This is a genomic window from Agrobacterium tumefaciens (assembly GCF_013337285.1).
Taxonomy (GTDB): domain Bacteria; phylum Pseudomonadota; class Alphaproteobacteria; order Rhizobiales; family Rhizobiaceae; genus Agrobacterium; species Agrobacterium burrii.
On record NZ_SUPW01000010.1, the window covers coordinates 77,668 to 103,971 of the forward strand.

Annotated in this window: 24 protein-coding genes; 19 read left to right on the forward strand and 5 right to left on the reverse strand. The window is 59.7% G+C overall.

Annotation, left to right across the window (positions count from 1 at the left end; all coding sequences use genetic code 11):
• The first annotated feature begins 3 nt into the window (after positions 1–3).
• The 9 genes from FCH38_RS21120 to FCH38_RS21160 all read left to right on the forward strand — a co-directional run bounded on the left by FCH38_RS21120 (position 4) and on the right by FCH38_RS21160 (position 11,662).
• Positions 4–1,011 carry an ABC transporter permease gene (locus FCH38_RS21120; RefSeq protein WP_153516062.1) on the forward strand — a complete coding sequence of 336 codons (1,008 nt, stop codon included), beginning with the start codon at positions 4–6 and terminating at the stop codon, positions 1,009–1,011.
• A 1-nt stretch (position 1,012) separates the two neighbouring features.
• Positions 1,013–2,149: an ABC transporter permease gene (locus tag FCH38_RS21125; RefSeq protein WP_174375050.1), complete on the forward strand. Its 1,137-nt coding sequence runs from the start codon at positions 1,013–1,015 to the stop codon at positions 2,147–2,149.
• Between the two features lie 12 nt (positions 2,150–2,161).
• Positions 2,162–3,829: an ABC transporter ATP-binding protein gene (locus tag FCH38_RS21130; protein ID WP_174375051.1), complete on the forward strand. Its 1,668-nt coding sequence runs from the start codon at positions 2,162–2,164 to the stop codon at positions 3,827–3,829.
• A 22-nt stretch (positions 3,830–3,851) separates the two neighbouring features.
• Positions 3,852–5,225, forward strand: a complete 1,374-nt coding sequence (locus FCH38_RS21135) for an alpha-glucosidase/alpha-galactosidase (protein WP_153516065.1) — start codon at positions 3,852–3,854, stop codon at positions 5,223–5,225.
• A 366-nt stretch (positions 5,226–5,591) separates the two neighbouring features.
• Positions 5,592–6,656, forward strand: a complete 1,065-nt coding sequence (locus FCH38_RS21140) for an HlyD family secretion protein (protein ID WP_153516066.1) — start codon at positions 5,592–5,594, stop codon at positions 6,654–6,656.
• Positions 6,657–6,667: 11 nt separating this feature from the next.
• The gene (gene rbbA / locus FCH38_RS21145) at positions 6,668–9,442 is read left to right on the forward strand and encodes a ribosome-associated ATPase/putative transporter RbbA (RefSeq protein ID WP_174375052.1); all 2,775 of its coding nucleotides are present in this window, start codon (positions 6,668–6,670) and stop codon (positions 9,440–9,442) included.
• Positions 9,439–10,557 carry an ABC transporter permease gene (locus FCH38_RS21150; protein WP_174375053.1) on the forward strand — a complete coding sequence of 373 codons (1,119 nt, stop codon included), beginning with the start codon at positions 9,439–9,441 and terminating at the stop codon, positions 10,555–10,557. The genes rbbA and FCH38_RS21150 overlap by 4 nt, the downstream gene beginning before the upstream one ends.
• A gap of 136 nt (positions 10,558–10,693) precedes the next feature.
• On the forward strand, positions 10,694–11,296 hold the full coding sequence (locus FCH38_RS21155; protein ID WP_174375054.1) for a hypothetical protein: 603 nt from the start codon (positions 10,694–10,696) through the stop codon (positions 11,294–11,296).
• A gap of 219 nt (positions 11,297–11,515) precedes the next feature.
• The gene (locus FCH38_RS21160; RefSeq protein WP_080843067.1) at positions 11,516–11,662 is read left to right on the forward strand and encodes a DUF1127 domain-containing protein; all 147 of its coding nucleotides are present in this window, start codon (positions 11,516–11,518) and stop codon (positions 11,660–11,662) included.
• 66 nt (positions 11,663–11,728) lie between these two features.
• Here FCH38_RS21160 and FCH38_RS21165 read toward each other — a convergent pair whose 3' ends face one another.
• Together FCH38_RS21165 and FCH38_RS21170 are read right to left on the reverse strand one after the other, a co-directional pair.
• Complete coding sequence (locus FCH38_RS21165) at positions 11,729–11,875, reverse strand: hypothetical protein (RefSeq protein WP_153516069.1); 147 nt, start codon at positions 11,873–11,875, stop codon at positions 11,729–11,731.
• A 252-nt stretch (positions 11,876–12,127) separates the two neighbouring features.
• Positions 12,128–12,571: a response regulator gene (locus tag FCH38_RS21170; RefSeq protein WP_149900994.1), complete on the reverse strand. Its 444-nt coding sequence runs from the start codon at positions 12,569–12,571 to the stop codon at positions 12,128–12,130.
• A gap of 375 nt (positions 12,572–12,946) precedes the next feature.
• On the opposite strand from FCH38_RS21170, the gene ftsZ reads away from it, so the two are divergent.
• The 3 genes from ftsZ (at position 12,947) to FCH38_RS21185 (ending at position 16,071) form a co-directional block, all read left to right on the forward strand.
• Positions 12,947–13,909, forward strand: a complete 963-nt coding sequence (ftsZ, locus tag FCH38_RS21175; protein WP_149900995.1) for a cell division protein FtsZ — start codon at positions 12,947–12,949, stop codon at positions 13,907–13,909.
• 388 nt (positions 13,910–14,297) lie between these two features.
• On the forward strand, positions 14,298–14,996 hold the full coding sequence (locus tag FCH38_RS21180) for a GntR family transcriptional regulator (RefSeq protein WP_080843068.1): 699 nt from the start codon (positions 14,298–14,300) through the stop codon (positions 14,994–14,996).
• A gap of 109 nt (positions 14,997–15,105) precedes the next feature.
• Entirely contained in the window at positions 15,106–16,071 is a 966-nt protein-coding gene (locus tag FCH38_RS21185; protein WP_149900996.1) for a dihydrodipicolinate synthase family protein, read from the forward strand.
• Between the two features lie 65 nt (positions 16,072–16,136).
• Here FCH38_RS21185 and FCH38_RS21190 read toward each other — a convergent pair whose 3' ends face one another.
• On the reverse strand, positions 16,137–17,174 hold the full coding sequence (locus FCH38_RS21190; RefSeq protein ID WP_174375055.1) for an Ldh family oxidoreductase: 1,038 nt from the start codon (positions 17,172–17,174) through the stop codon (positions 16,137–16,139).
• 378 nt (positions 17,175–17,552) lie between these two features.
• Here FCH38_RS21190 and FCH38_RS21195 point away from each other — a divergent pair, with 378 nt between their 5' ends.
• The 7 genes from FCH38_RS21195 to FCH38_RS21225 all read left to right on the forward strand — a co-directional run bounded on the left by FCH38_RS21195 (position 17,553) and on the right by FCH38_RS21225 (position 24,581).
• Entirely contained in the window at positions 17,553–18,359 is an 807-nt protein-coding gene (locus tag FCH38_RS21195; protein ID WP_149900998.1) for a transporter substrate-binding domain-containing protein, read from the forward strand.
• A 72-nt stretch (positions 18,360–18,431) separates the two neighbouring features.
• Positions 18,432–19,097, forward strand: coding sequence for an amino acid ABC transporter permease (locus FCH38_RS21200; protein ID WP_149900999.1), 666 nt, complete (start codon positions 18,432–18,434; stop codon positions 19,095–19,097).
• A gap of 12 nt (positions 19,098–19,109) precedes the next feature.
• Positions 19,110–19,763 (forward strand): amino acid ABC transporter permease, encoded by a 654-nt coding sequence (locus FCH38_RS21205; RefSeq protein WP_149901000.1) that lies wholly within the window; start codon positions 19,110–19,112, stop codon positions 19,761–19,763.
• Positions 19,756–20,478 carry an amino acid ABC transporter ATP-binding protein gene (locus tag FCH38_RS21210; RefSeq protein ID WP_149901001.1) on the forward strand — a complete coding sequence of 241 codons (723 nt, stop codon included), beginning with the start codon at positions 19,756–19,758 and terminating at the stop codon, positions 20,476–20,478. Before FCH38_RS21205 ends, FCH38_RS21210 begins: the two co-directional genes overlap by 8 nt.
• Positions 20,478–21,719 carry an NAD(P)/FAD-dependent oxidoreductase gene (locus tag FCH38_RS21215; protein WP_174375056.1) on the forward strand — a complete coding sequence of 414 codons (1,242 nt, stop codon included), beginning with the start codon at positions 20,478–20,480 and terminating at the stop codon, positions 21,717–21,719. The genes FCH38_RS21210 and FCH38_RS21215 overlap by 1 nt, the downstream gene beginning before the upstream one ends.
• A 113-nt stretch (positions 21,720–21,832) precedes the next feature.
• A complete protein-coding gene (locus tag FCH38_RS21220; protein WP_174375057.1) occupies positions 21,833–23,542 on the forward strand; it encodes an aconitase X in 1,710 nt (569 codons plus the stop codon).
• Positions 23,543–23,552: 10 nt separating this feature from the next.
• Positions 23,553–24,581, forward strand: a complete 1,029-nt coding sequence (locus FCH38_RS21225) for a trans-3-hydroxy-L-proline dehydratase (protein WP_153516074.1) — start codon at positions 23,553–23,555, stop codon at positions 24,579–24,581.
• A gap of 220 nt (positions 24,582–24,801) precedes the next feature.
• On the opposite strand, the gene FCH38_RS21230 is transcribed toward FCH38_RS21225, so the two are convergent.
• Both FCH38_RS21230 and FCH38_RS21235 read right to left on the reverse strand, forming a co-directional pair.
• On the reverse strand, positions 24,802–25,824 hold the full coding sequence (locus FCH38_RS21230; protein ID WP_153516075.1) for a LacI family DNA-binding transcriptional regulator: 1,023 nt from the start codon (positions 25,822–25,824) through the stop codon (positions 24,802–24,804).
• A gap of 157 nt (positions 25,825–25,981) precedes the next feature.
• On the reverse strand, positions 25,982–26,302 hold the full coding sequence (locus tag FCH38_RS21235; RefSeq protein ID WP_046801224.1) for a hypothetical protein: 321 nt from the start codon (positions 26,300–26,302) through the stop codon (positions 25,982–25,984).
• Positions 26,303–26,304: the final 2 nt, after the last annotated feature.

Here is a 26,304-nt window from a genome sequence, read left to right on the forward strand (position 1 = left end):
TCGATGCTGAGATTTTTGACGATACGCGTGGCATCCGCCATTCCGGTGCTGCTGATCCTGAGCGTGGTGACCTTCGCCATCATTCAGGCCCCGCCCGGCGATTATGCCGACTACATCCGTTCGCAGCTGATGAACCAGGGCGGCGCGTCCTTCGAGCAGGCGGAAGCGCAGGCGCAGGCCTACCGTATCGAACACGGTCTCGATCAGCCGCTCGTCGTGCAATATTTCAACTGGATCGGCGGCATCGTGACGCGCGGCGATTTCGGTTACAGCTTTTATTACAACAAGCCGGTCGCCGATGTGGTTGGCGAACGCCTGCCGCGCACCATTGCGCTGGCGCTGGTCTGCCACATCCTTGCGTCCATTCTCGGCATCGGTTTCGGCATCTGGGCGGCCACACGGCAATATTCCTGGGTCGACAACCTGCTCTCAACCATCGCCTTTCTCGGCATGACGATCCCACGCTTCCTGATGGCGCTGATCCTCGTCTATCTCATGGTGTTTCATTTCGACGTGTCTGAGATCGGCAGCTTCTTCTCGCCGCAATATGGCGGTGCGCCGTGGTCGTGGGGCAAGTTCGTCGATCTGGTCAGCCATGTCTGGCCGGTGGTCGCCATCGCCGTCTTCGGCGGGCTGGCCTATAATATGCGGGTGATGCGCGGCAATCTGCTCGATACGCTGAACGCACAATATGTCGAGACGGCGCGCGCCAAGGGTCTTTCGGAAGGTGCGGTCATCATGCGCCATGCCGTGCCGAATGCCGTCCACCCGCTGGTCATGTATCAGGGCGTCGTGCTGCCCTACATGCTGAGTGGCGAAATCGAGACCGCCATCATCTTCGCACTGCCGACCGTTGGCCCGGCCATTGTGGGCTCCATGGCTGTCGGCGATGTCTATGTCACCGCGACCTTCATGATGGTGCTGGCCGCGACGCTGATCGTCGGCAACATCATCGCCGACATGCTGCTCGCCATGCTCGACCCACGCGTTCGCGAATTCGGGAGGGCCTGAAATGATGGCGTTTGACGAAGTGAAAAACGAAACAACAGTCACCCCCAAGCCTGAACGAGGCACGCAGGGTAATGAGTCCTATCTCGCACTGGTATGGCGGCGTCTGAGACGCTCCTTCACGGGCATAGTCGGGCTGGTGCTGGTTGTGCTGCTGATCCTGATCGCCGTCTTCGCGGATTTCTTCGCGCCGATGAACCCGCTTGAAACCAATGCCAGCTTCTCGCCGCCGCAGGTGGTGCGTTTTTCTGACAAGGACGGCAATGTCAGTCCTTTCCCCCGCGTGTATGCAACGGCGGAAACCGCAGAACTCGATCCGATCACCTTCCAGCCCATCGTTGGCCCGGATTACGACAACCCCGTCTATCTCGGCTTCTTCGTCAAAGGCGCGGACTACAAGCTTCTGGGTCTCATTCCGATGAGCCGGCATTTCTTCGGCTCGACGGATGGCCAGCCGGTGCATTTTCTCGGAACCGATAAATTCGGACGCGATGTGCTGTCGCGCGCCATCTACGGTTCGCGCATCTCGCTCGCCATCGCGCTCAGCGTCGTCGCCATTGTCACCGTCATCGGCACCAGCGTTGGGCTGATTTCGGGGTATTTCGGCGGACCGCTTGATGCCTGGGTGCAGCGTTTCGTGGAAGTGGTTCTGGCTTTCCCGCAATTGCCGCTCTATCTCGCACTGACATCGCTCATCCCGGTCACCGCGCCGACTACCGTGTTTCTCGTCTTCGTTGTCGGCGTCATGTCGGCGCTGGGCTGGGCGCAGATGTCACGGGAGGTGCGCGGCAAGACGTTGGCGCTGGCGCGTATCGATTATGTGCGGGCGGCCATTGCCGTCGGCGCCACCGATCGGCGCATCATCTTCCAGCATATTCTGCCGAATGTGATGAGCCATGTGATCGTCGCCGTCACCCTGCATATTCCGAGCGTCGTGCTGCTGGAATCCTTTCTCGGTTTCCTCGGCTTTGCTGTGAAGCCGCCGCTGATCTCCTGGGGGCTGATGCTGCAGGATACCGCGACCTATTCCGTCATCGGTTCCTATCCCTGGATTCTCGCACCGGTCGGTTTCGTGCTGGTCACTGTCTTTGCCTTCAACGCGCTGGGCGACGGCCTGCGTGATGCTGTCGATCCCTATTGAGAGGAGCGTGCCATGGTTGCTAGCCAAAACAACGCCTACGCCCCCGTCATCCGCCTCGACGCCGATGACCGTCAGGACGACGCCATTATCGATGCCCGCAACATTGCCGTGACCTTCAAGGTGGAGCACGGCACGGTGGAGGCGGTGAAGGACATTTCCTTCCAGCTCTACCGGGGCGAAACGATTGCCATCGTCGGCGAATCCGGTTCGGGAAAATCCGTCACGGCCCGCACCGTGATGGGGCTTTTGACGAAGCGGGCTTCGGTCTCGAAAACGGCGACCGTGCGTTTCAACGGCGACGATATTCTGAAGTTCTCGAGCCGCCAGCGGCGGGCGTTGCGTGGCAACCGCATCTCGATGATCTTTCAGGAGCCGATGAGTTCGCTGAACCCGATCTATACGATCGGCAGCCAGATCGTCGAAGCGATCCGCGTTCATTCGAAACTGAACCGGAAACAAGCCGAGGCGAGGGCGCTCGACCTGCTGCGGCAGGTGCAGATCCCGGAGCCGGAAGCGCGACTGAAGCAATATCCGCATCAGTTGTCCGGCGGCCAGCGGCAGCGTGTGATGATCGCCATGGCGCTCTCCAACGATCCGGATGTGCTGATTGCTGACGAGCCCACCACCGCGCTTGATGTGACGGTGCAGGCGCAAATCCTCAACCTCATTCGTGACCTGCAGAAGAAGCGCGGCATGGCCGTAGTGCTCATCACCCATGACCTGACGATCGTGAAGCAGTTTTCCGATTACGTCTATGTCATGCAGCATGGCGAGATGCGCGAGCACAACACCACGGAAAAGCTCTTCGAAGCGCCGCAGCATCCCTATACGAAGAAGCTGCTCAGCTCCGAACCACATGGCACGGCGAAACCGCTGCCTGAGAATTCAGGCGTGCTGCTGACGGCGAGCGGTGTGCGCGTTTCCTTCATGATGCGCTACGGCGGGTTGTTCAAACCGGAACTCAAGGAACTGATCGCTGTCGATAGTCTCGGCCTTACCCTCAAGCGGCACGAGACGCTTGGGCTCGTCGGCGAATCCGGTTCGGGCAAGACAACCTTCGGCCAATCGCTGCTGCGGCTGAACGAGCCGGTGGGCGGTGACATCGTTTTTGATGGCGAGAGGGTCGATGGCCGCTCCCGCGCCGAAATGCGGCCCTTGCGGTCGCGTATGCAGATCGTTTTTCAGGATCCCTTCGCCTCGCTCAATCCCCGCATGACCATCGGCCAGATCATCGAGGAAGGGCTGATCATCAACGGTCTTGGCAAAACCAAGGCCGAAAGACTGGACCGGGTGCGCGATGCGCTGGAGGCGGCGGGCATGCCCGGCAACATCCTCTCACGGTTCCCGCACGAATTTTCCGGCGGCCAGCGCCAGCGTATCGCCATTGCCCGTGCAGTGGCGCTGGAGCCCGAATTCATCCTGCTCGACGAGCCGACCTCGGCGCTAGATCTTTCCGTGCAGGCGCAGATCATCGACCTCCTGCGCAAGCTGCAGGACGAGCGGGGCCTGAGTTATCTGTTCATCTCGCATGACCTGAAGGTGGTGCGCGCGCTCTGCCACCGCGTCATCGTCATGCAAAGCGGGCGCATCGTTGAGGAAGGCCCTGTCGAGGACGTTCTCACCCACCCAAAAACCGAATATACTCAGCGGCTTGTACGAGCCGCCTTCGAAATCGCTTGAATTCCAAATGCCGGAGGTAGACATGGCAAGAAATCCCAAGATCACATTTATCGGCGCAGGTTCCACGGTGTTCATGAAGAACATCATCGGTGACGTGCTGCAGCGTCCCGCCCTTTCGGGCGCCACCATCGCGCTGATGGATATCAATCGCGAGAGGCTGGAAGAAAGCGCCATCGTCGTCAACAAGCTGATTTCGACATTGGGCGCAAAGGCGAAGGCAGAGACCTATACCGACCAGAAAAAGGCGCTTGCCGGTGCCGATTTCGTCGTCGTCGCTTTCCAGATCGGCGGCTACGAGCCCTGCACGGTGACCGATTTCGAGGTGCCGCGCAAATATGGCCTGCGCCAGACCATTGCGGATACGCTGGGTGTCGGCGGCATCATGCGCGGGCTTCGCACTGTGCCGCATCTGTGGAAGATTTGCGAGGACATGCTCGCCGTCTGCCCCAACGCCATCATGCTGCAATATGTGAACCCGATGGCGATCAACACCTGGGCGATTGCGGAAAAATACCCGACGATCCGCCAGGTCGGCCTTTGCCATTCCGTGCAGGGCACAGCCATGGAGCTCGCCCATGATCTCGATATCCCTTACGAGGAAATTCGCTATCGTTCGGCCGGCATCAATCACATGGCGTTTTTCCTGGAATTCGAGCATCGCCAGCCCGACGGCAGCTACAGGAACCTTTATCCCGATCTCGTGCGCGGCTACCGCGAAGGCCGTGCGCCAAAACCCGGCTGGAACCCGCGCTGCCCCAACAAGGTGCGTTACGAGATGCTGACGAGGCTCGGTTATTTCGTCACCGAAAGCTCGGAACACTTCGCCGAATACACGCCCTATTTCATCAAGGAAGGGCGCGAGGACCTGATCGAGAAATTCGGCATTCCGCTCGATGAATATCCCAAGCGCTGCATCGAGCAGATCGAGCGCTGGAAGGGCCAGGCGGCCGCCTATCGTTCGGCTGACAAGATCGAGGTCAAGCCATCCAAGGAATATGCTTCCTCCATCATCAATTCCGTCTGGACCGGCGAACCCTCCGTCATCTACGGCAACCAGCGCAACAATGGCTGCATCACTTCGCTGCCGGCCAATTGCGCGGCGGAAGTGCCGTGCCTCGTCGACCATAACGGCGTGCAGCCGACCTTCATCGGCGAATTACCGCCGCAGCTCACCGCGCTGATGCGCACCAACATCAATGTACAGGAACTGACTGTGCGGGCGCTGATGACCGAAAACCGCGAGCACATCTTCCACGCGGCGATGATGGACCCGCATACGGCGGCGGAACTGGATCTCGACCAGATATGGTCGCTGGTCGACGATCTTCTCGTGGCGCATCGCGACTGGCTGCCGGAATGGACCCAGGTGGAAGTGAAGCGGGCGCGGGCGGTATAAGAACGCTACGGCTGCGTTTAGGCAGGCTGGCGCACTGCACCTCGGGTGGCGTTTGCCAGTTGGCCGTCCGCTACAGATTTAAACGTCATCCTCGGGCTCGTCCCGAGGATCCAAACACGTTGAAAAAACTGTTGGCTAGCAGATGCTCGGGACAGGCCCGAGCATGACGAAGTGGGCTTTTGCCCTTCATTCGATTGACATGTGTCAAAGTCTCTCCGCGATTCCTCACCTAAACAGGCTCCAGAACCGGACTTTCTCCCGTTGAATATGGGAAATATCAGGTTCGAATTATGAACGCGATGGTGGCTGGCTTCTTCGGTTTTTACGTATTACGGTTGAAACCTGATGGGTTCATGGGGAAGACGGATGTCTAAAAAAGGCTTGCTCATTGGTCTGGTGGTTCTGGTTATTGCCGGTGTCGCCTATTTCTCCTGGTCAAAGCTGAAGGGGGAGGGACTTCCCGCCGGCTTTGTGGCCAGTAACGGCCGGATCGAGGCTGTTGAAATCGACATCTCCACCAAAACCGCGGGCCGCCTTCAGGATATCATGGTGCGCGAAGGCGATTTCGTGAAGGCCGGGCAAGTGCTTGCGCAGATGGACACGGCCCAGCTGGAAGCCAGGAAACGTCAGGCGGAAGCGCAGCTTCGCCGCGCGAAAATTGCGATCGATACCGCCAACAGCCTTGTTGCCCAGCGGGAAGCGGAAAAAACCTCCGCCCAGGCGGTGGTGGAACAGCGCAAGGCGCAACTCGATTCCGCCTCCAAGACCAATACACGCTCGAAACAACTGCTGACCGGCAACGCCGTGTCGCAGCAGATCGTCGACGACAGTGAAGCCGCCGAGCAATCCGCCCGCGCCACACTTGCCTCGGCGCAGGCCTCTCTCGCTGCTTCCGATGCTGCAATCAACGCCGCCAAGGCGCAGATCGTTGATGCCGAGGCGGCTGTGGATGCGGCGCAGGCCGATATCGAAAGCATTGAGACGGACATTGCCGATGCGACGCTGAAATCGCCCCGCGACGGTCGCGTGCAATATCGTATCGCCCAGCCGGGAGAAGTGCTCTCCGCCGGTGGGCGGGTTCTCAACCTCGTTGATCTCGGCGATGTCTATATGACGTTTTTCCTGCCCACAGCCGAAGCCGGCCGCACTTCCATGGGCTCCGATGTCCGCCTGATCCTCGACGCCGCGCCGCAATACACCATTCCGGCCAAGGTGTCCTTCGTCGCCGATGTCGCGCAATTCACGCCCAAAACGGTTGAGACCGAAGAAGAGCGCCAGAAGCTGACGTTCCGGGTGCGGGCGCAAATTCCGCAGGAGCTGCTGCAGAAATATATTCAATATGTCAAAACCGGCCTGCCCGGCATGGCCTATGTCCGGCTTGATCCGCAGGCCGCCTGGCCGGAAAACCTCGAACGCAATCTCGTCAAGTGATGGTGGCCGCCATGGTCGCGCCCTCCACGAGTACGATAAACAATCCGAATGCGCCCGTCGCGCGGCTGGCGGATGTGCGGCTGACCTTTGGCAGCACCGCAGCGCTGGCTGATATATCGGTGGAGATTCCCGCCGGCCGGATGATCGGGCTGATCGGGCCGGATGGTGTCGGCAAATCCAGTCTGCTGTCGCTCATCTCCGGCGCACGTGCCATACAAAAGGGAAAAGTGGAGGTTCTGGGCGGCGATATGTCCGATCCGCGGCACCGCGAGGATACTTGCCCGCGCATTGCCTATATGCCGCAGGGCCTCGGCAAGAACCTCTATCCGACCCTGTCCGTCTTCGAGAATATTGATTTCTTCGGCAGGCTGTTCGGGCAGGGCAGCAAGGAGCGGCAGGCGCGTATTGCCGAATTGCTCAAGAGTACCGGTCTGGAGCCTTTCGCTGACCGCCCGGCCATGAAGCTTTCCGGCGGCATGAAGCAGAAACTTGGTCTCTGCTGCGCGCTGATCCATGATCCGGACCTGCTCATTCTGGATGAGCCGACAACGGGTGTCGATCCCCTGTCGCGCCGGCAATTCTGGGAATTGATCGATACGATCCGTGCCGGGCGTCCGGGTATGAGTGTGATCGTCGCGACGGCTTATATGGAAGAGGCAGCCGGTTTCGACTGGCTGGTCGCCATGGATGGCGGTAAAATCCTCGCTACCGGCTCCCCCGGCGAACTTCTCGAACGCACCTCGACCGCCAATCTCGATGCCGCGTTCATTGCGCTTCTTCCGGAAGAAAAGCGCAAGGATTATCACGAGGTGCATATTGCGCCACGCAAGGTGGCGGATGATGGTGACTATGCCATTGAGGCGTCGCATCTCAGCATGCGCTTCGGCGATTTCACCGCCGTCGACAATGTCAGTTTCAAAATTCCGCGCGGCGAGATTTTCGGCTTCCTCGGCTCGAATGGCTGCGGAAAATCCACCACCATGAAGATGCTGACCGGGCTTTTGGCCGCCAGCGAAGGCGAAGCGAAGCTGTTTGGGCACAAGGTGGATGCCAGCGACATGGCGATCCGCCACCGCGTCGGTTACATGAGCCAGGCGTTCTCGCTTTATTCCGAGCTGACGGTGCGCCAGAACCTCGATCTGCACGCACGGCTGTTCAAGCTGCCGGAAGAAACCATTCAACCGCGTATTGCCGAGATGGCCGAGCGTTTCGATCTGGGTGCGGTCATGGAAACCATGCCGGACGACCTGCCGCTTGGCATCCGCCAAAGGCTGTCGCTGGCCGTGGCGATGATCCATTCACCTGACATTCTCATCCTCGATGAGCCGACTTCGGGTGTCGACCCGGTGGCGCGGGACGGCTTCTGGCAAATCCTCGCCGATCTGTCGCGTAACGACAATGTCACCATCTTCATCTCCACCCATTTCATGAATGAAGCGGAGCGCTGCGACCGTATTTCGCTGATGCATGCCGGCAAGGTGCTGATCAGCGATACGCCTGACGCGATTACCAAAAGCCGCAATGCCGCGACGCTGGAAGAGGCTTTTGTCGCCTATCTCGAGGATGCCTCCGGTGTCAAAAAGGCGGAGCCCGCGACAGCGCCTGCCGCGGCAGCAGACGTGCCTGTGACGCAACACGCCACACCTGCCCGCAAACGTTTTTTCGATGTCCGGCGCATGTTCAGCTATACCCGCCGAGAGGCGCTGGAACTGCAGCGAGATCCCATTCGCGGCACCTTGGCGGTGCTCGGCAGCGTCATCCTGATGTTCGTGATCGGATACGGTATCAATCTCGATGTCGAGGATCTGTCCTTTGCGGTGCTGGACCGTGACGATTCCACCATCAGCCGCGATTACGTGCTCGACATTGCCGGCTCGCGTTATTTCATCGAGAAAGAACCGATCCGCGATTATGCCGATATGGACAGGCGGATGCGCGACGGCGAACTCAGCCTTGCCATTGAAATCCCACCGGGTTTCGGCCGCGATATCTTACGCGGCAAGACGGTGGAGGTTGGCGCATGGATCGATGGCGCCATGCCGCAGCGGGCGGAGACCGTGCGCGGTTACGTGCAGGGCATGCATCAGACATGGCTGGCGCGCAAGGCGAGCGAAATCTACGGCAGCGCGGCGACGCAAAGCAGTTTCAGCATCGAAACGCGCTATCGTTACAATCCCGATGTCAAAAGCCTCGTCGCCATGGTGCCGGCGGTCATTCCGCTGCTGCTGATGCTCATACCGGCCATGCTCTCGGCACTCAGCGTCGTCCGGGAAAAGGAGCTCGGCTCCATCGTCAATCTTTACGTGACGCCGACCACGCGGCTGGAATTCCTGATCGGCAAGCAGCTTCCATACGTTGCGCTTGGCATGCTCAACTTCCTGCTTTTGACGGCATTTGCGATCTTCATCTTCCAGGTGCCGTTTACCGGCAGTTATCTTGCTTACGCAACGGGTGCTTTGCTGTTTGTCATCATCGCCACGTCCATCGGTCTCGTCATGTCTTCCTTCATGAAGAGCCAGATCGCGGCGATCTTCGGCACGGCCTTGCTGACGCTTATTCCAGCCACGCAATATTCGGGCATGATCGATCCGGTTTCGTCGCTGCAGGGGGCGGGCGCCTTTATCGGCAACATCTATCCCGCCACCTATTTCATGACCATTTCGCGCGGCACTTTCTCAAAGGGGCTGGATTTCGCCGGGCTTTCCGGCTCGTTCCTGCCGCTCATCATCGCCATCCCGCTGCTTCTCATCGCCGGTGCCGCGCTTTTGAGGAAACAGGCGTCATGAGGTTGTTTTCGTCCAACATCTTCCAGCTCGGCATCAAGGAACTGCGCGGTCTGGCGCGTGACGGCATGCTGTTGCTGCTCATCGCCTATGCCTTCACGCTGCAGATATACACCGGCTCCAGCGCATTGCCGGAAACGCTCAACAATGCCGCCATCGCCATTGTCGATGAGGATCAGTCGCCGCTTTCCGGCCGCATCAGCACGGCGTTTTATCCGCCCTATTTCGCACCGCCGAAGCAGATTTCGATTGCGGAAATGGACAAGCGCATGGACGCCGGGCTCGATACCTTCGCCCTCAATATCCCACCGGATTTCCAGCGCCGGCTGATGGCCGGGCAGCAACCCGCGATCCAGCTCAATATCGACGCCACCCGCATGAGCCAGGCTTTCAGCGGCGGCGGTTATGTGCAGACCATCGTGACGAGCGAAGTTCAGGAATATATGAACCGCTATCGCGGTGTGACTTCGGTGCCGGTGGATCTGACACTGCGCTCTCGCTTCAACCCGGAACTGGACAAATCCTGGTTCGGTTCGATCAACAACATCATTACCGCCATCACCATGCTGTCGATCGTGCTGACGGGGGCGGCGCTCATTCGCGAGCGTGAGCATGGCACGGTCGAGCATCTGCTGGTCATGCCGGTCACGCCGCTGGAAATCATGCTCAGCAAGGTCTGGTCCATGGGCCTTGTGGTGCTGGTGGCCTCGGCATTTTCCCTCTTTGTGGTTGTCAGGGGTCTGCTTGCCATTCCCATCGAAGGCTCGCTCTTGCTCTTTCTGCTTGGAACCGCCCTGCAGCTCTTCGCCATGACGTCGATGGGCATATTTCTTGCAACGGTTGCCGGGTCCATGCCGCAATTCGGCATGTTGCTGATCCTGTTCCTGCTGCCGTTGCAGGTGCTTTCCGGCGCCATGACGCCGCGCGAAAGCATGCCAGATATCATCCAGTATCTCATGCTTCTCGCACCCAACACCCATTTCGTCATCCTGGCGCAATCGGTGCTTTTCAGGGGCGCGGGGCTGGATGTGGTGTGGCCGCAATTGCTGGCGTTGCTCGCCATCGGCTGCGCGCTCTTCGTCTTTGCGCTTCGCCGCTTCCGGCGTTTTCTGCGCTGAGGTGAGGAAACCCGCCGTTTTTCGACCGTTTCCGGACAAGTTGAATTAATTGTGTTCGGTAACGGTATGTTCGCCTTGCGGGAATATGCCTATGAGGACGGCTGGGTAAAAGCGGGCTTTGTTCAGGAGTAGCATAATGAATATTGCAGCACGTCTGTCTTTGACGGCCATGATCGCACTGGCCGCGACATCATCTTTCGCGTCTGAAGATATGACTTCGGAGACGAGCGAGGCGATATTCGGTTTCGCTGGCGCCATGACGAAAGAAGACATGCTGAAGAGTGCGGCGCTCATTCCCGTGGAATATGAAAGAAACGCCACTATCGGCGGCGGCTACCAGTTTTATCCCTACCGCATCGGCAATGTAAAACTGGGCGGCGAGATCGGCATTGCCGCCAGATTTGGCAAAGGCTTCACCGGTGAGGTCTGGGCAGGGCCGGTCGCGCGTTATGAGCAGATCAAGCTGGGAGAACGGCTGTTTATTACGCCAAGCTTCACGGCGGGCTTGAGCCTCGTCAACGATGCGCAACGGGGTCGCGAGCGGGAACAGGAAATCAAGGACGATGGTAATGCCAATGTCCTGTTTTATCTGGGGCCGGAAATCAACGTCTCCTTCAGCGAGGATTCCTCGACGGAATTCTTCTGGCGTCTTCACCACCGTTCCGGCGGTGGCAAAACTTTGGGCAATATGAAAGGTGCCACAAACGCCAATGTATTCGGTGTTCGCTACAAGTTTTGAGACGACAGCGAAGGCGCACGCCTCCCCGAACCGGCTGAATTTCAGTCACGTTTCCATTTTCCTGCAAACCGTCAACGGGAACCCTTGCGCCCAGCGCATGGGTGGATTGCCTTATTCTGCCTGTTCATTGGGCACGAGAAAGCGCATATAGAGGGCATCAAACGACGCCGGAACGAAAACGTTGCTGACGTCACCTAAACCTCAAGAAAGGGTCATGTCATGAACGTAGCACGCAGCTTTAACAATTGGCGCAAATATCGTCAGACCATCAACGAACTGGGCCGCATGAGCACCCGTGAACTGCACGATCTCGGTCTCGACCGCAGCCAGATCACCAGCGTTGCCCGTGCCGCCATCGGCAAATAATCAAGACGATATTGTCGTGTCTTAATGCCCAAACGCCCGCTTCGCGGGCGTTTTTGTTTTGGCGGCTCATTCAATTTCGTCGCCGCCTTTTGGCGCCTGCAACGAGGTTTTTCCCGACTGCGTGAAATACTCAGTCTGCGGTTCCTTTTGTGCAGATGATGCGGCAAGACGTGAAGCTGTGGCATCGATATCCCACGGCGTGAAATTCGCCATGCATCAAACGCATATCTGTACTGCAAGCTTATGCCTGTGAAATGCGCAGAAAAATGCTATCTTCAAATCATCGAAACGGATGTACCTCCTCCCACATCCTTTTGGTAATGCGGGCGATCCACTCCTCCTCCCAAGGATTGCCCCGGGACAGCGGTTTCCTCCTCCCATATCGCTGTTCATCTTTTCAGAAGCCTGCCGCACCTCCTCCCGCGGCAGGCTTTTCTGTTTTCAGCTTTTTTTCCAGAAATTGCCTCAGTCGAAAGCCATCATGCCGATGGGCGTGACCGCGTGCGTGCCGGCCCGTTTGGCAAGCGCGTAGGAGAGGCACTGTTCCACCGCGTCCTGTGGCACGGGTTTGGCAATCACGCCGGCGCCGATGCCGAGATTAACGACCACTTCCGGGTTCGCCGTCATGAAGATCACCACCACGCCATGATCCTGCGAGAGCCTCCTGCCGATCTCGGGGCCGGTCTGGCCATCGGCAAGGTTGACGTCGACGAAGGCGATATCTGCGCGGCTGCCGAGCGCCACGGCCTCATCCAGCCGGTTGGCGATGCCGATGACACTGGCTTCTTCTTCCGCCTGCAGAATGGAATCCTCGATATCCATGGCGATGAGGAATTCGTCTTCCACGATCAGCACGCGCGGCTGTTCCAATTGGAAACCCGTTTCGCTTTGCAAGACGTCTGCCATCATATCTCTGCCTCCATTCTGTGCGCTTAAGCGCTGTCGGCAAGCAAACACCTGTCGGGGCAACTCGTTCCAAAGTGAGATAAAGATGGTGAATGGAGTGTAAACGGCATGGCTTTTCGGCTATCACCGGTGAAGAGCGAAGCAGTTGATTCGGTTCGGTTTTCATCCGGGGACAGGGTGGGGGAACGTCGCCGGCGCGCATCTTTCGCCCCTGGAGTAAGGGTCCTTTTGCCGCAATCGGCCGAAGGCCTATATGCAAATTCAAAGCGTTACAGCTTCCTTCGCACGCCAGAAGAGAAGGCTGGAACCTTGCCGATCATTCGCGTGCCGCGGTCAAAATGGCGCTCGACCCTATGAGTTCAGAAAGAGAATAAGACGATGACCCAGTCTCCGCGCGCTCCCATCGCCCGCAATACCCCCAATATCGCTGTCGTCGGCGTTGGCGGCGGTGGCGGAAATGCGATCAACAACATGATTGCCGAGGGCATTAGCGGGGTCGATTTCATCGCAGCCAATACGGACGCGCAGGCGCTGAAGAAAACCAATGCGCCGCGGATGGTGCAGCTCAGTTCCGAACTGACCGGCGGACTTGGTGCAGGGGCAGATCCGGAAGTCGGCCGGCAGGCGGCGATCGATTCACTCGATGAGATCATGGATCACCTGAGCGGTTACGACATGTGTTTCATCACCGCCGGCATGGGCGGCGGTACCGGCACCGGTGCTGCCCCGGTGATTGCGGAAGCCTGCCGGGCAAAGAACATCCTCACGGTGGGCGTCGTTACCCTGCCGTTCAGCTTCGAGGGCGCGCGCCGCATGCGGGCTGCCGAATACGGTTTTGCCAATCTGCTCAACACGGCCGATACCGTCATCGTCATTCCCAACCAGAACCTGTTGCGCATCGCTGATGCCGGCACCACCTTCGAGAATGCGCTGAAGACGGCCGACAAGGTCCTGTCGCTCGGCGTGCGCTGCATCACCGATCTCATTCTGCGCGAGGGTCTGGTCAATCTCGATTTCGCCGATGTGCGCTACGTCATGAAAAATGGCGGCCGGGCGCTGATGGGCACGGCACAGGCGAAGGGCGAAAAACGCGCCTCGGAAGCGGCGGCCGCCGCCATCGCCAACCCGCTGCTCGGCGAGCCTTCGCTGAAAGAAGCGCGCGGAGCGCTGGTGGCCATCTCCGGCGGCAATGATCTGACACTTTATGAGATCGATGAGGCGATGACGCTGGTGCGTGAGGCGGTCAGTGAGGAGACCGATGTGGTGATGGGCGCTTCCTTCGATCCCACACTGGACGGTGCTTTCAAGATCTCCGTCGTGGCCACCGGCCTGCGCAACTGAGGTTTCGCTTGAGGCGCGGCGCCGCCGCGTATTTCTTCTCCCCGTCCGGGGAGAAGGTGGCCCGAAGGGTCGGATGAGGGGGCAACGTTGCCTTATCTCATCACCCTTGCCTCCTCGTCCCGCTGCCGCGACCTTCTCCCCGGCGGGGAGAAGAAACAAGCGGCGTGCTCCTCGCTTCCCAGATAAATCGCCCGTCTTTAGCGGCGACACCTTATAAACAGCGTCACGCCACAAATTGAACGATCAAAGCCGTCGCGGGTAATTTTCGTGACGGCTTTTTGTTGTTTTTGAACAATTATTCCGCCATTCGAGGAGGCGGGGTTGCAACGCGTCGTTGATAACCAAAAAAGATAATAGTACTCTTTATGTCGACAAGAAGGATTTGGCTATGACGGATATAATTGCTTCTGCCGAGCGCAAGCGCGGTTCCGGCGTAAAGATGGTCTATGATCTGCTGCGCGACGAGATTCTCGATCTGGTCCTGCCGCCGGGAAGCCCCATCGATGAGGTGCAACTTGCCGAACGATTCAAGATGTCGCGAACACCCATTCGTGAGGCGCTGGTGCGACTTTCGGGCGAGGGGCTGATCGATACGTTGCCGAACCGCTCGACCATGGTGTCGAATATCGATTTTCTCAACATGCACACCTACTTCGATGCGCTGGTGCTGATGTACCGGGTCACCACCCAGCTTGCGGCGCAATATCATCGCCCGGAGGATCTGGCAGGAATCCGCGCCCACAATGCGGAATTCGCCATCGCGGTGGAAGAGCAGAATGCGCTGGCGATGATTTCTACCAATGCAGCCCTTCACCTCTCCATCGCCGAGGCAGGCAGAAACCCCTATTTCACCAGTCTGTTCAAGCGCCTGCTGGATGAAGGGCGGCGCATTCTGCGGCTTTACTACCAGTCCTATGAGGACCGTCTGCCGAAGCGTTTCGTCCATGACCATGACGCAATGATTGCTGCCATCGCCGCGCGGGATATCGCCCTTTCGGAAAAACTGGCGCGTGAACATGCCGAACAGATCGTGCAGCAGGTGCAGAAATTGCTGGTGCGCAATGAGCGGCTGGAAATAAATCTGTAGCTTGTCGATTTCTTGTCGACAAATAAAATACAAGATAGTAATGTCCCTGTTGAAAGGGTGGCGCATAGCTGCGTCCATTCCTGAGAACCATGTGCCTTAGGAGCTAATAATGACGGCCAGCATTTTTTCCGGCGTGATTCCCGCCTTGATGACCCCCTGCAAGGAAGATCGCACCCCCGATTTTGATGCGCTTGTGCGCAAGGGCAAGGAACTGATCGCCGATGGCATGTCGGCCGTCGTCTATTGCGGTTCCATGGGCGACTGGCCGCTCCTCACCGATGAGCAGCGCATGGAAGGCGTTGAGCGTCTGGTCAAGGCCGGCATTCCTGTTATCGTCGGCACCGGTGCGGTCAACACGGCGTCCGCCGTGGCGCATGCCGCCCACGCCCAGAAAGTTGGCGCCAAGGGCCTGATGGTCATCCCTCGCGTCCTGTCTCGCGGTTCGGTCATCGCGGCCCAGAAGGCGCACTTCAAGGCCATTCTCTCGGCCGCTCCTGAAATTCCGGCTGTCATCTACAACAGCCCCTATTACGGTTTCGCCACCCGCGCCGATCTCTTCTTCGCGCTGCGTGCCGAGCACAAGAATCTCGTCGGTTTCAAGGAATTCGGCGGTCCGGCTGATATGCGTTATGCGGCTGAAAACATCACCAGCCGTGATGACGACGTGACCCTGATGATCGGCGTCGATACCGCTGTTTTCCACGGCTTCGTCAACTGCGGCGCAACCGGTGCCATCACCGGCATCGGCAATGTTTTGCCGAAGGAAGTCATTCACATGTGCAAGCTGTCGCAGGCCGCCGCCAAGGGCGATGCGGATGCCCGCGTCCGCGCGCTGGAACTGGAGCAGGCGCTTGCCGTGCTGTCCTCCTTCGACGAAGGCCCGGATCTGGTTCTCTATTTCAAGCACATGATGGTGCTGAAGGGCGACAAGGAATACACGCTGCACTTCAACGAGACCGATGCCCTGACGGACAGCCAGCGCGGTTATGTCGAGGCTCAGTTCAAGCTGTTCAACAGCTGGTATGCCGACTGGAGCAAGCTTCCGGGCGCGGTGCAGACCTGCAAGGCTGCGTGATTAACTGCAGTGAGAAAAAAAGGCCCGCATTTGCGGGCCTTTTTTATTTCCATATCCAAACGCGGTCAGGAGACCGCGTCCAGCCCTTGTTCCAGCAGCCGGTCGAGCCCGGCCATTTCAGCGGCGGAAAGTGCAATGCCTTCGCTCTCGGATTTGGCACGCGCCGCAAAGCGGCGGCCGGAGGGCAGGCGGGCGCCCTGGCCGACGATGGCGTCAAACAGGATTTCGGCCCGTTGGAAAGGATCGCCGGGGCGGCCCTTGGCGAAGGCTTCCGGAGAAAACGCGACGATCAATTCACCATGGGTCGGCGCAAGTGTTGTCGTGCCGAGAAATTCCAGCGCTTCGGGGCTGGTCAGGTCGCCGATCATGATGCCGGCGAGCAGTTCGATCATGGTGCCGATCGCTGACCCCTTGTGGCCGCCGAAAGGCAGCATGGAACCGGCAAGGGCGGCTTCCGGGTCAGTCGTCGGCTTGCCTTCGGCGTCCAGCGCCCATCCTTCGGGCAGGGATTTGCCTGCGCGCCGGTGCAGTTCGATTTCGCCGCGCGCCGCAACCGACGTGGCGAAATCGAAGACATAAGGCGAAGTATCCTTGCGCGGCCAGCCGAAAGCGAAAGGATTGGTGCCAAGCAGCGGCTTGCTGCCGCCCGTGGGGGCAACGGTGGAATAGCTAGGGCACATCACCAGTCCAGCGAGACCATTCGATGTCAGCCCCTCGACCTCCGGCCAGAGCGCCGAGAAATGCGTGCAGTCATTGATGACGAGCGCGGCGATGCCCGAACGTTTCGCCCGCTCCACCAGAACCGGCAGGCCCAGTTCGAAGGCGGGATTGGCAAAGCCGCCATTGGCGTTGACTTTGACGATCGCCGTGCCGTCGTCCTCAGCCACATCAGGGATCGCGTCCGGCTTCACCTTGCCGGCCTTGACGGTGCGCAGCGCGCCTTCGATGCGGTAGATGCCGTGGGATTTGCAAGCGTCGCGTTCACCGGCGGTAATGACGCGGGCAAGTGCTCCCGACTGCACCTCATTCAGCCCCGCCTTGCGGAAAATTTCTTCAACCCGCTTTGAAAGTGCATCAATGGTCAGGGTGGTGGCGTCGCTCATCATGATCCTCCGATATCGGCTCGCACATCTTGAATACATAAAGTATACAAAGGCGGTTCTATTGCAACTCGTCTTTTCGGTGAAGCGCGAGAAAGCGTAAATCCGCTTTCAAGATACATAGTTTTCCCTTTTCGTGACGGTTTCCTCTTCCTCCACATTCCCGAGTGGGCTGAAGCCGCTGCGCCGGCTCAAGTCCTTGGGCTGAAAAGAGTCTTTCCGCCGTAACCCGGCACCGCCGCCGTGCGGCAAATCCCGATTGTTCGCAACTGCAAAATTCTTTTTGTATACTAGTTGTATTTTTATGTTGATTTATCGGCCCCATAGGGAAATAGTGACCGCGCCTTCAACGGGCAGACCAATTGTGGGAGCAAATCAACAATGAAAAAATCGGTCATCATCGCCGGCCTCCTGGCCGCCACTTCCGTTATTACGCCGGCCAAGGCCGACAAGCTTGACGACATCATTTCCTCCGGCACGCTGCGCTGCGCTGTTGTGCTCGATTTCCCGCCGATGGGTGCGCGTGACGACGCAAACAACCCTGTTGGTTTCGACGTCGATTATTGCAACGATCTCGCCAAGGCGCTCGGCGTCACGGCTGAAATCGTTGAGACGCCGTTCCCCGAGCGTATTCCGGCACTGATGTCGGGCCGCGTCGATGTCGGCGTTGCTTCTACTTCCGACACGCTTGAGCGCGCCAAGACGGTCGGCATGACCGTGCCTTACTTCGCTTTCGAAATGGCTGTTACCGCCAACGACAAGTCGGGCATCAAGTCCTTCGAGGACATGAAGGGCAAGACGGTCGGTGCAACGGCCGGTACGTTCGAAGCCATCGCGCTTGAAAAGTCGGTCAAGGAGTGGGGAACCGGCGAGTTCCGTCCTTACCAGACGCAGGCCGATGTTTTCCTCGCGCTCAGCCAGGGCCAGATTGACGCCACGGTTTCCACCTCGACGGTTGCACAGTCCAACGTCAAGGGCGGTAAGTTCAAAGGCATTTCGGTCGTCGGCAAGGCTCCCTATGACATCGATTACGTCGCGCTCTTCACCAACCGCGATGAATATGGTCTCATCAACTACCTGAACCTCTTCATCAACCAGCAGGTTCGCACCGGCCGTTACGCCGAACTCTATGAAAAATGGGTTGGCGGCGAAGTTCCCTCGCTCACCGTCAACGGCGTTTATCGCTGATCAGGACTTTTCGTAAACGGCGCGGTCAAAATGATCGCGCCGTTGACCGTTTCTGAAAAGGCGGGACGCTTAATGTTCAACTATACATTCCAATGGAATCAGGCGCTGAAGGCTTTGCCGCAGCTTCTGGACGGCGCGGTGGTGACGCTGCAGATCGCCCTTCTGTCGATGGCGATTGGCCTAGCCTTCGCCATTCTGCTGACGCTGTTCCGGCTCTCCGGCAATAGAATTCTGGGCGCCATCGCCTCTGTCTGGGTGGAAATCGCCCGCAACACGCCGGCGCTGTTCCAGATTTACATGGCCCATTTCGGTCTCGGCAATTTCGGCATTCATCTCAGCCCCTTCACAGCACTTCTGGCCGGCATCGCCTTCAATAATGCCGGTTATCTGGCGGAAAATTTCCGCGGTGCGCTGAAGGCGATTCCCGATACGCAGACGCGCTCCGGCCGTTCGCTCGGCATGACCTCGATGCAGACCTTCCGTCTCATCATCATGCCGCAGATGCTGCGCGTCGCCTTTCTGCCGGCCACCAACCAGATGGTCTGGGCGATCCTCATGACCTCGCTTGGTGTTACGGTCGGCATGAATACGGATCTCGCCGGTGTCACGCAGGCGCTCAATGCGCGCTCGTTCCGCACCTTCGAATTCTTCGCGCTCGCCGCGGTCATCTATTACGTGATCGCCAAGATCGTCACGCTCGCCGCCAGAATGCTGGCCTGGCGTCTGTTCCGTTACTGAGAGAGGTGCGCCATGTTTGAAACCGCTCTCACCTGGAGTGATCTCGCCTTCCTTGCCAAGGGTGCGGGGATGACGCTTGCCGTCACCGCCGTCGCCGTCACGGCAGGCACCATCATGGGGATCATCTTCGGTGTCATCCGCTTCCAGCTCGGGGCCTACTGGTCCCTGCCGCTGACCTTCGTGCTGGATATTTTCCGCTCCGTGCCGCTTTTGATCCAGCTGGTGCTCGGCAACGCCTTCCAGTCGATCGCCAAGCTCGGCTGGCCGCCCTTCACCACCTCCTGCGTGGTGCTGTCGCTTTATACGGCAGCCTATTGCACCGAGATCGTGCGCGGCGGCATCGATGCCGTGCCGTCCAACACGCGCCGCGCCTGCCGGTCGCTCGGCATGACGTGGTCGCAGGACATGCGCTACATCGTGCTGCCGCTCGCCACCCGCGTGTCGCTGCCGTCCTGGATCGGCCTGACGCTCGGCGTCATGAAGGATTCCGCACTGGTGCTGTGGCTCGGCCTCATTGAGCTTCTGCGCGCCTCGCAAATCCTCGTCACCCGTCTTCAGGAACCGCTGACCATCCTGATGATCTGCGGCGCCATCTACTTCCTTATCAGCTTCCCCATCGCCCGCCTTGGCGGGTATCTCGAAAGACGGTGGTCCCCCAATGATTGAGATCGAAAACGTCCGCAAATCCTTCGGCCCGCTGGAGGTTCTGAAAGGGATCAACCTCACCGTCAACAATGGCGAGGTCGTCACCATCATCGGTGGTTCCGGTTCCGGCAAATCGACGTTGCTGACCTGCATCAACGGCCTCGAGCCGATCGACAGCGGCAAGATCACCATTGACGGCACGGAAGTGCATGCCAAATCGACCGACCTCAACAAGCTGCGCCGCAAGGTCGGCATCGTCTTCCAGCAATGGAACGCCTTTCCGCATCTGACGGTGCTGGAAAACGTCATGCTGGCGCCGCGCAAGGTGCTTGGCATTTCCAAGGAGCAGGCCGAGGAAATCGCGGTCAAGCAATTGACCCATGTGGGCCTTGCCGAAAAGCTGAAGGTCTATCCGAACCGCATGTCGGGCGGCCAGCAACAGCGCATGGCGATTGCGCGTGCGCTTGCCATGTCGCCGGAATATATGCTGTTCGACGAAGTCACCTCAGCGCTTGATCCGATGCTGGTGGGTGAAGTGCTCGACACGCTGAAGATGCTGGCGGATGAGGGCATGACGATGATCTGCGTCACGCATGAAATGGCCTTTGCCCGGGATGTCTCCAATCGCGTCGCCTTCTTCCATCAGGGCGTGATGGCGGAAATCGGCACGCCCGACCAGTTGTTCGGCGCGCCGCAGCATGCCGAAACCCAGAAGTTCCTGGCGAGCGTGCGATAATGCCTGCGAATGATGTCATCGTCATAGGGGCCGGCGTCGTCGGCCTCTCGGCGGCAATCGCCGCGCAGGGCCGTGGCCTCTCGGTCACGGTCATCGACCGCGAGGGACCGGCGGCGGGTGCTTCGGCCGGCAATGCCGGCGCTTTCGCCTTCACCGATATCCTGCCGCTCGCGTCGCCGGGCATTCTCTGGAAAGCGCCAAAATGGCTGCTCGATCCGCTCGGGCCGCTCAGCGTGCCGCCGGCCTATGCGCTGAAGATTGCGCCATGGATGTTCCGCTTCTGGCGGGCCTGCGCCGCCTCGAAGGTGGAGCACTCCACCGCCGCCCAGACGGCGCTGATGGATCTTTCCAGAGCCGAGCTGGAGCCGTTCCTCAAAAAGACCGATACGATGACCATGCTGCGCAAGGAGGGCAACCTCCAGGTCTATGAAAGCGAAGCGGAATTCGAAGCTTCGCTGGCCGGCTGGAAAGCGCGCGAGCGCCACGGCATCGAGTTCCGGCATCTCAATGCCGATCAGATGGCCGAGATACAGCCCGGCATCGCGCCGCGTTTTACCTGCGGCACGTTTACGCCGGGGTGGTATTCCATCGCCGATCCCAAGCTTTATACGCTGGCGCTGGCGGACCGTTTCCGCGCCATTGGCGGGCGTATCGAGCGTCTCGATATCGCGTCGCTCCGGCCGCTGGAAGACGGCGTCGAAGTGGTGAGTAACGATGGCCGCACGCGCAAGGCAAGCAAGGTGGTGCTGGCGGCGGGGGCTTTCTCGCACCGCATCGCCCGTTCGCTCGGGGAAAAAATTCCGCTGGAAACGGAACGGGGGTATAATACCACCCTGCCACCAGGCGCTTTCGATCTACGCACGCAGGTGACGTTTGGCGGCCATGGTTTCGTCGTCACCCGGCTTTGCAGCGGCATCCGTGTCGGCGGCGCGGTGGAACTTGGCGGGCTGGAGCTTCCGGCCAACTTCGCCCGTTCCGAGGCGCTTTTGGCCAAGGCGAAGAGTTTCCTGCCGGGCCTGAAAACCGAAGGTGGCAAGCAGTGGATGGGTTTCCGCCCGTCGCTGCCGGATAGCCTGCCGGCCATTGGCGAAGCGCGGCACACGGCGCGGGTGGTCTATGCTTTCGGCCACGGGCATCTGGGGCTGACACAATCGGCGGGTACGGCCCGCATCGTCGCCGATCTTCTGACGGGCCAAAAACCCGCCATCGATACAAGGGCATTTTCGCCGCAACGTTTCTAGAGAATTTTGGCTTTTCTCCGAAACGCAAAAATTCTCTAGCTCTTTTTTTCACGCATTTTCTGGGCGTAAAACCGCGACGCACTTTTGACGGAAATGCTTCAGGGAGATTTTCGATGTCTTCTTCCGTTTCGCCAATCACCGCTCCTCAGGCGCGCAGCATTCTGGCTGGTGTCGCCGAAGGCAAGGTCATTGCCACGACCGAGGCGCTGAGCTTCTGGGGTGGGGTCGATCCCGCCGCCGGCAAGGTGATCGACGTGCATCACCCGCTGCACGGCGTCTGTCTCACCGGCGGCGTGCTGTTCATGCCGACCAGCCGCGGTTCCTGCACCGGTTCCGGTGTGCTGCTCGATCTGATCCTGACCGGCCGTGCGCCGTCTGCGCTGGTTTTTTCCGAGGCCGAAGATGTTCTGACGCTCGGCGCTCTCGTCGCGGCGGAAATGTTCGACAAGGCTCTGCCGGTCATCCGTCTCGATGCGGATAATTTCGCCCGCTTCTCACGTGCTGCGCATGTCAGCATCGATCAGAACATCATCAAGGCCGACGGCGTCTCGCTTGCCATCGCTCCGCCGGCGACGGCTCATCTCGACCTTAAGGACGACGATAAGGCGATGCTGGAGGGGCGTGAGGGCGTCGCCGTGCGTCAGGCCATGCGCATCATCGTCGCCATGGCAGCGCAGCAGGGCGCGTCGGCGCTTGTTGATGTCACCCAGGGCCATATCGATGGCTGTATCTATGCCAGCCCCGCCAATCTCACATTCGCGGAGAAAATGGCTGACATGGGCGGCAAGGTGCGCGTGCCGACGACCATGAACGCCATTTCTGTCGATAAGGCCAACTGGCGGGCGCAGGGCGTGCCGGAGGATTTCGGCGATCCGGCCGCAAGGCTGGCGGATGCCTATGTGCGCATGGGCTGTCGCCCCACCTTCACCTGTTCGCCATACCTCTTGGACAGCGCGCCGAAAGCCGGAGAATCGATCGGCTGGGCCGAATCGAATGCGGTGATCTTCGCGAATACGGTTCTCGGCGCCCACACCGCAAAGCACCCGGATTTTCTCGATCTCTGCATTGCGATGACGGGCAGGGTGCCGCTTTCGGGGGTGTATCTCGAAGAAAACCGCCGGCCGCAGCGCATTGTCGATGTGGCGTTGCCGCAGGGCGTGGATGACGCCTTCTGGCCGCTTGTGGGTTATCTCGCCGGCAAGGCCACACCGGATTGCATTCCGTTGCTGCGTGGTCTCGGGGCCGCAAAGCCGTCGCGGGACGATCTCAAGGCGCTGTGTGCCGCCTTCGGCACCACCTCCGCCTCGCCCATGCTGCATATCGAGGGCGTGACGCCGGAAGCGGAACTTGCACCGCTCGAGAGCGCAGAAACCGTGACCATTTCGCTCGCCGATATGGCCGCCGGCTGGTCGCTTCTGAATGAGGGGCCGGAAGAGGTGCAGCTCGTCGCCATCGGCAGCCCGCATGCCTCGCTGGAGGAGTGTCGGGCTCTTGCCGCCGTGTTCAACGGCCGCAAGCGCCATGCGGATGTCGCCGTTATCGTCACCGCCGGCCAGCAGGTCATCGATGCGGCTGGCAAGGACGGCACCCTGAAAAGCCTGCATGACAGCGGCGTGCAGGTGCTGCCGGATCTTTGCTGGTGCTCGATTTCCGAGCCGGTCTTCCCGACGAAGACGCGCGCGCTGATGACCAATTCCGGCAAATACGCCCATTACGGCCCTGGTCTCAGCGGCCGCGCGGTCCGCTTCGGCAGTCTTGCCGATTGCGTCGAAAGCGCGCTGACCGGCCATGCCGTATCCCGCCTTCCTATCTGGCTTTCCTGAGGAGAACTGAATGCGCAGTATCAAGACAGTTCATGTGATTTCCGCCCATGCGGAAGGTGAAGTGGGGGATGTGATCGTCGGTGGGGTGAAACCGCCACCGGGCGAGACGATCTGGGAACAGAGCCGTTTCATCGCCCGTGATGAGACGCTGCGCAACTTCGTGCTCAACGAACCGCGCGGCGGTGTGTTCCGCCACGTCAATCTGCTGGTGCCGCCGAAACATCCTGAAGCGGATGCCGCCTTCATCATCATGGAGCCGGAAGATACACCGCCCATGTCCGGCTCCAATTCCATCTGCGTGTCCACAGTGCTGCTGGATGGCGGCATCGTGCCGATGCAGGAGCCGGAAACCCATATGCTTCTGGAAGCTCCCGGCGGACTGGTGAAGGTGCGCGCGGAATGCCGCAACGGCAAGGCCGAGCGCATTTTCGTGCAGAACCTGCCAAGCTTTGCCGCAAAGCTTGACGTCGAACTCGAGGTCGAAGGTCTCGGCACGCTGAAGGTAGATACCGCTTATGGCGGCGACAGCTTCGTCATCGTCGATGCCGAAGCGATGGGGTTCAGCCTGAAGCCGGAAGAGGCGCATGAGATTGCCCGCCTCGGCGTGCGCATCACCAATGCCGCCAACAAGGCTCTGGGCTTCGAGCATCCCGAAAACCCGGACTGGCGGCACTTTTCCTTTTGCCTGTTTGCCGGTAAGGTGGAGCGCACGGCCGAAGGTCTCAGGGCAGGGGCAGCCGTCGCCATCCAGCCGGGCAAAGTGGACCGCTCGCCGACCGGCACGGCACTTTCGGCCCGCATGGCGGTGCTGCATGCGCGCGGCGAAATGAAGGAAGGTGAAACGCTGACGGCGGTGTCGCTGATCGGCTCGACCTTCACCGGCCGCATCCTCGGAACGACAACAGTCGGCGACCGCCCGGCCATCCTGCCGGAAATCTCCGGCCGCGGCTGGATCACCGGCATCCACCAGCATATGCTCGATCCGTCCGATCCGTGGCCGGAGGGGTATCGGCTGACGGATACCTGGGGCGCGAGGTAAATAAGGACGTTACAGTTCACTCAGGTGGCATTTTGAGATATGCTGCGGCGGTGCGGCATTTTTCTTCTCCCCGCCGGGGAGAAGATGGCCCGAAGGGTCAGATGAGGGGGTAACGTTGCCGGATTTCGGAGAGCTTGCCCCCTCATCCCGCTGCCGCGGACTTCTCCCCGGCGGGGAGAAGAAGCTGGTGGCACCCGCTCGTTCCACTATCGCTTCCGCTTTATCCACCCAACCGCTTCGTCGTTTCGCGCACGATCAGCTCGAACCCGACATCCACCCGCGCGCCCTCAGGGACGGCTGCACCTTTTTCCGGTTCCAATATCGAAAGCAGCAATTCGCCGGCCTTGCGACCGATCATCTGGGCGTCGACGCGGATCGTCGAAATCGCCGGATAACATTGGCGGCTTATATCGAAATCGCCGAAACCGAGGATGGAAATCTGGTCAGGCACGGGAATACCGCGGCGGTGACATTCCATCAGCGCGCCGACGGCGGAAATATCGGAGACGGCGAAAATGCCTTCGACATCGGGCGCCTTCGCGAGCAGGGAGCCGAGCGTCTTTGCCCCGTGATCGTAGGAGACCGGCGCGCTGCCTTCGCGGATGATGAGATCGTCGGAAATGCCGGCTTCGCGCAGTGCCGCCGCAAACCCCACGAGGCGGCTTTCGCCGCGCCAGTCGTTCACAGTGCCGTCAGCCCTGGAGCCTAGTGCGCCTATGCGCTTTAAACCAAGCGAGATCAGATATTTGGCGGCGTTTCTTCCCACCTCGTAGTTGGAAAAGCCAACAGCGTGGTCGATCGGGTGTTCGGGAACATCCCAGATTTCCACGATCGGGATGCCGGCGCGCATCAGCACTTCGCTCGCCATCTTGGTATGCACCGTGCCGGCGACGACGATGGCGTCGGGGCGGCGCTCCATCATGGTGCGGATGACGCGCTCCTCTTCCTGCAGGTCATACATCGTGTAACCGATCAGCAACTGGTAATCAGCCGCGCGCAGCGCCTTGGCGAGCCCCTGTGCGCTGTCGGCGAAGTTGGAGTTGGTGAGCGTCGGTAGAATGGCGGTGATGAAATTGGTGCGCCGGGAAGACAGCGAACCGGCGATTCGATCCGGCACATAGCCAAGCTTCTCGATGGCCTTCATTACCTTCTGGCGTGTCTCTTCCGACACCAGGGCAGGATCGGCCAGCACCCGCGAAACGGTCATCTTGGAGACGCCCGCGAGTTTCGAGACGTCGCTCATGGTTGCTTTTTTTGACGTGACTAACGCTGCGGCCAAGGGCGTGCGCTCCACCAAAGCATGTCTCCCTAAATTCGAACCGTTTCAGGACAAGACATACACGAAGATATCAAGGGAAAGCACGCCGTATGATTGCATATCAATGCGGCGTGCACCGGATTTATGCGACGCGGCTATAGACCAGATGGTAAAAACGTCCGTCGCACATGCTCATCATCTCGTCCGTCAGCACCCGGCCTTCCAGCCGAACCGGCGAGACCAGCGCTTCCTCCACGGCTTCCATCGACGGATAGTCGATTTCCTGCACCATGATGATCGCGGCTGCATCCGGGTCGGTGCGCTCGGTGCGCATCACTCGCACGGCCTGCGCATTCGGCATGCGTTTCCAGACTGGCAGCAATTTTTCCTCAACGATGCGGAAAAACTCCTCCTCCCGGCCGGGGTGGATCCTGCCTTCGAAAATTGCCGATCGTGTATACATGG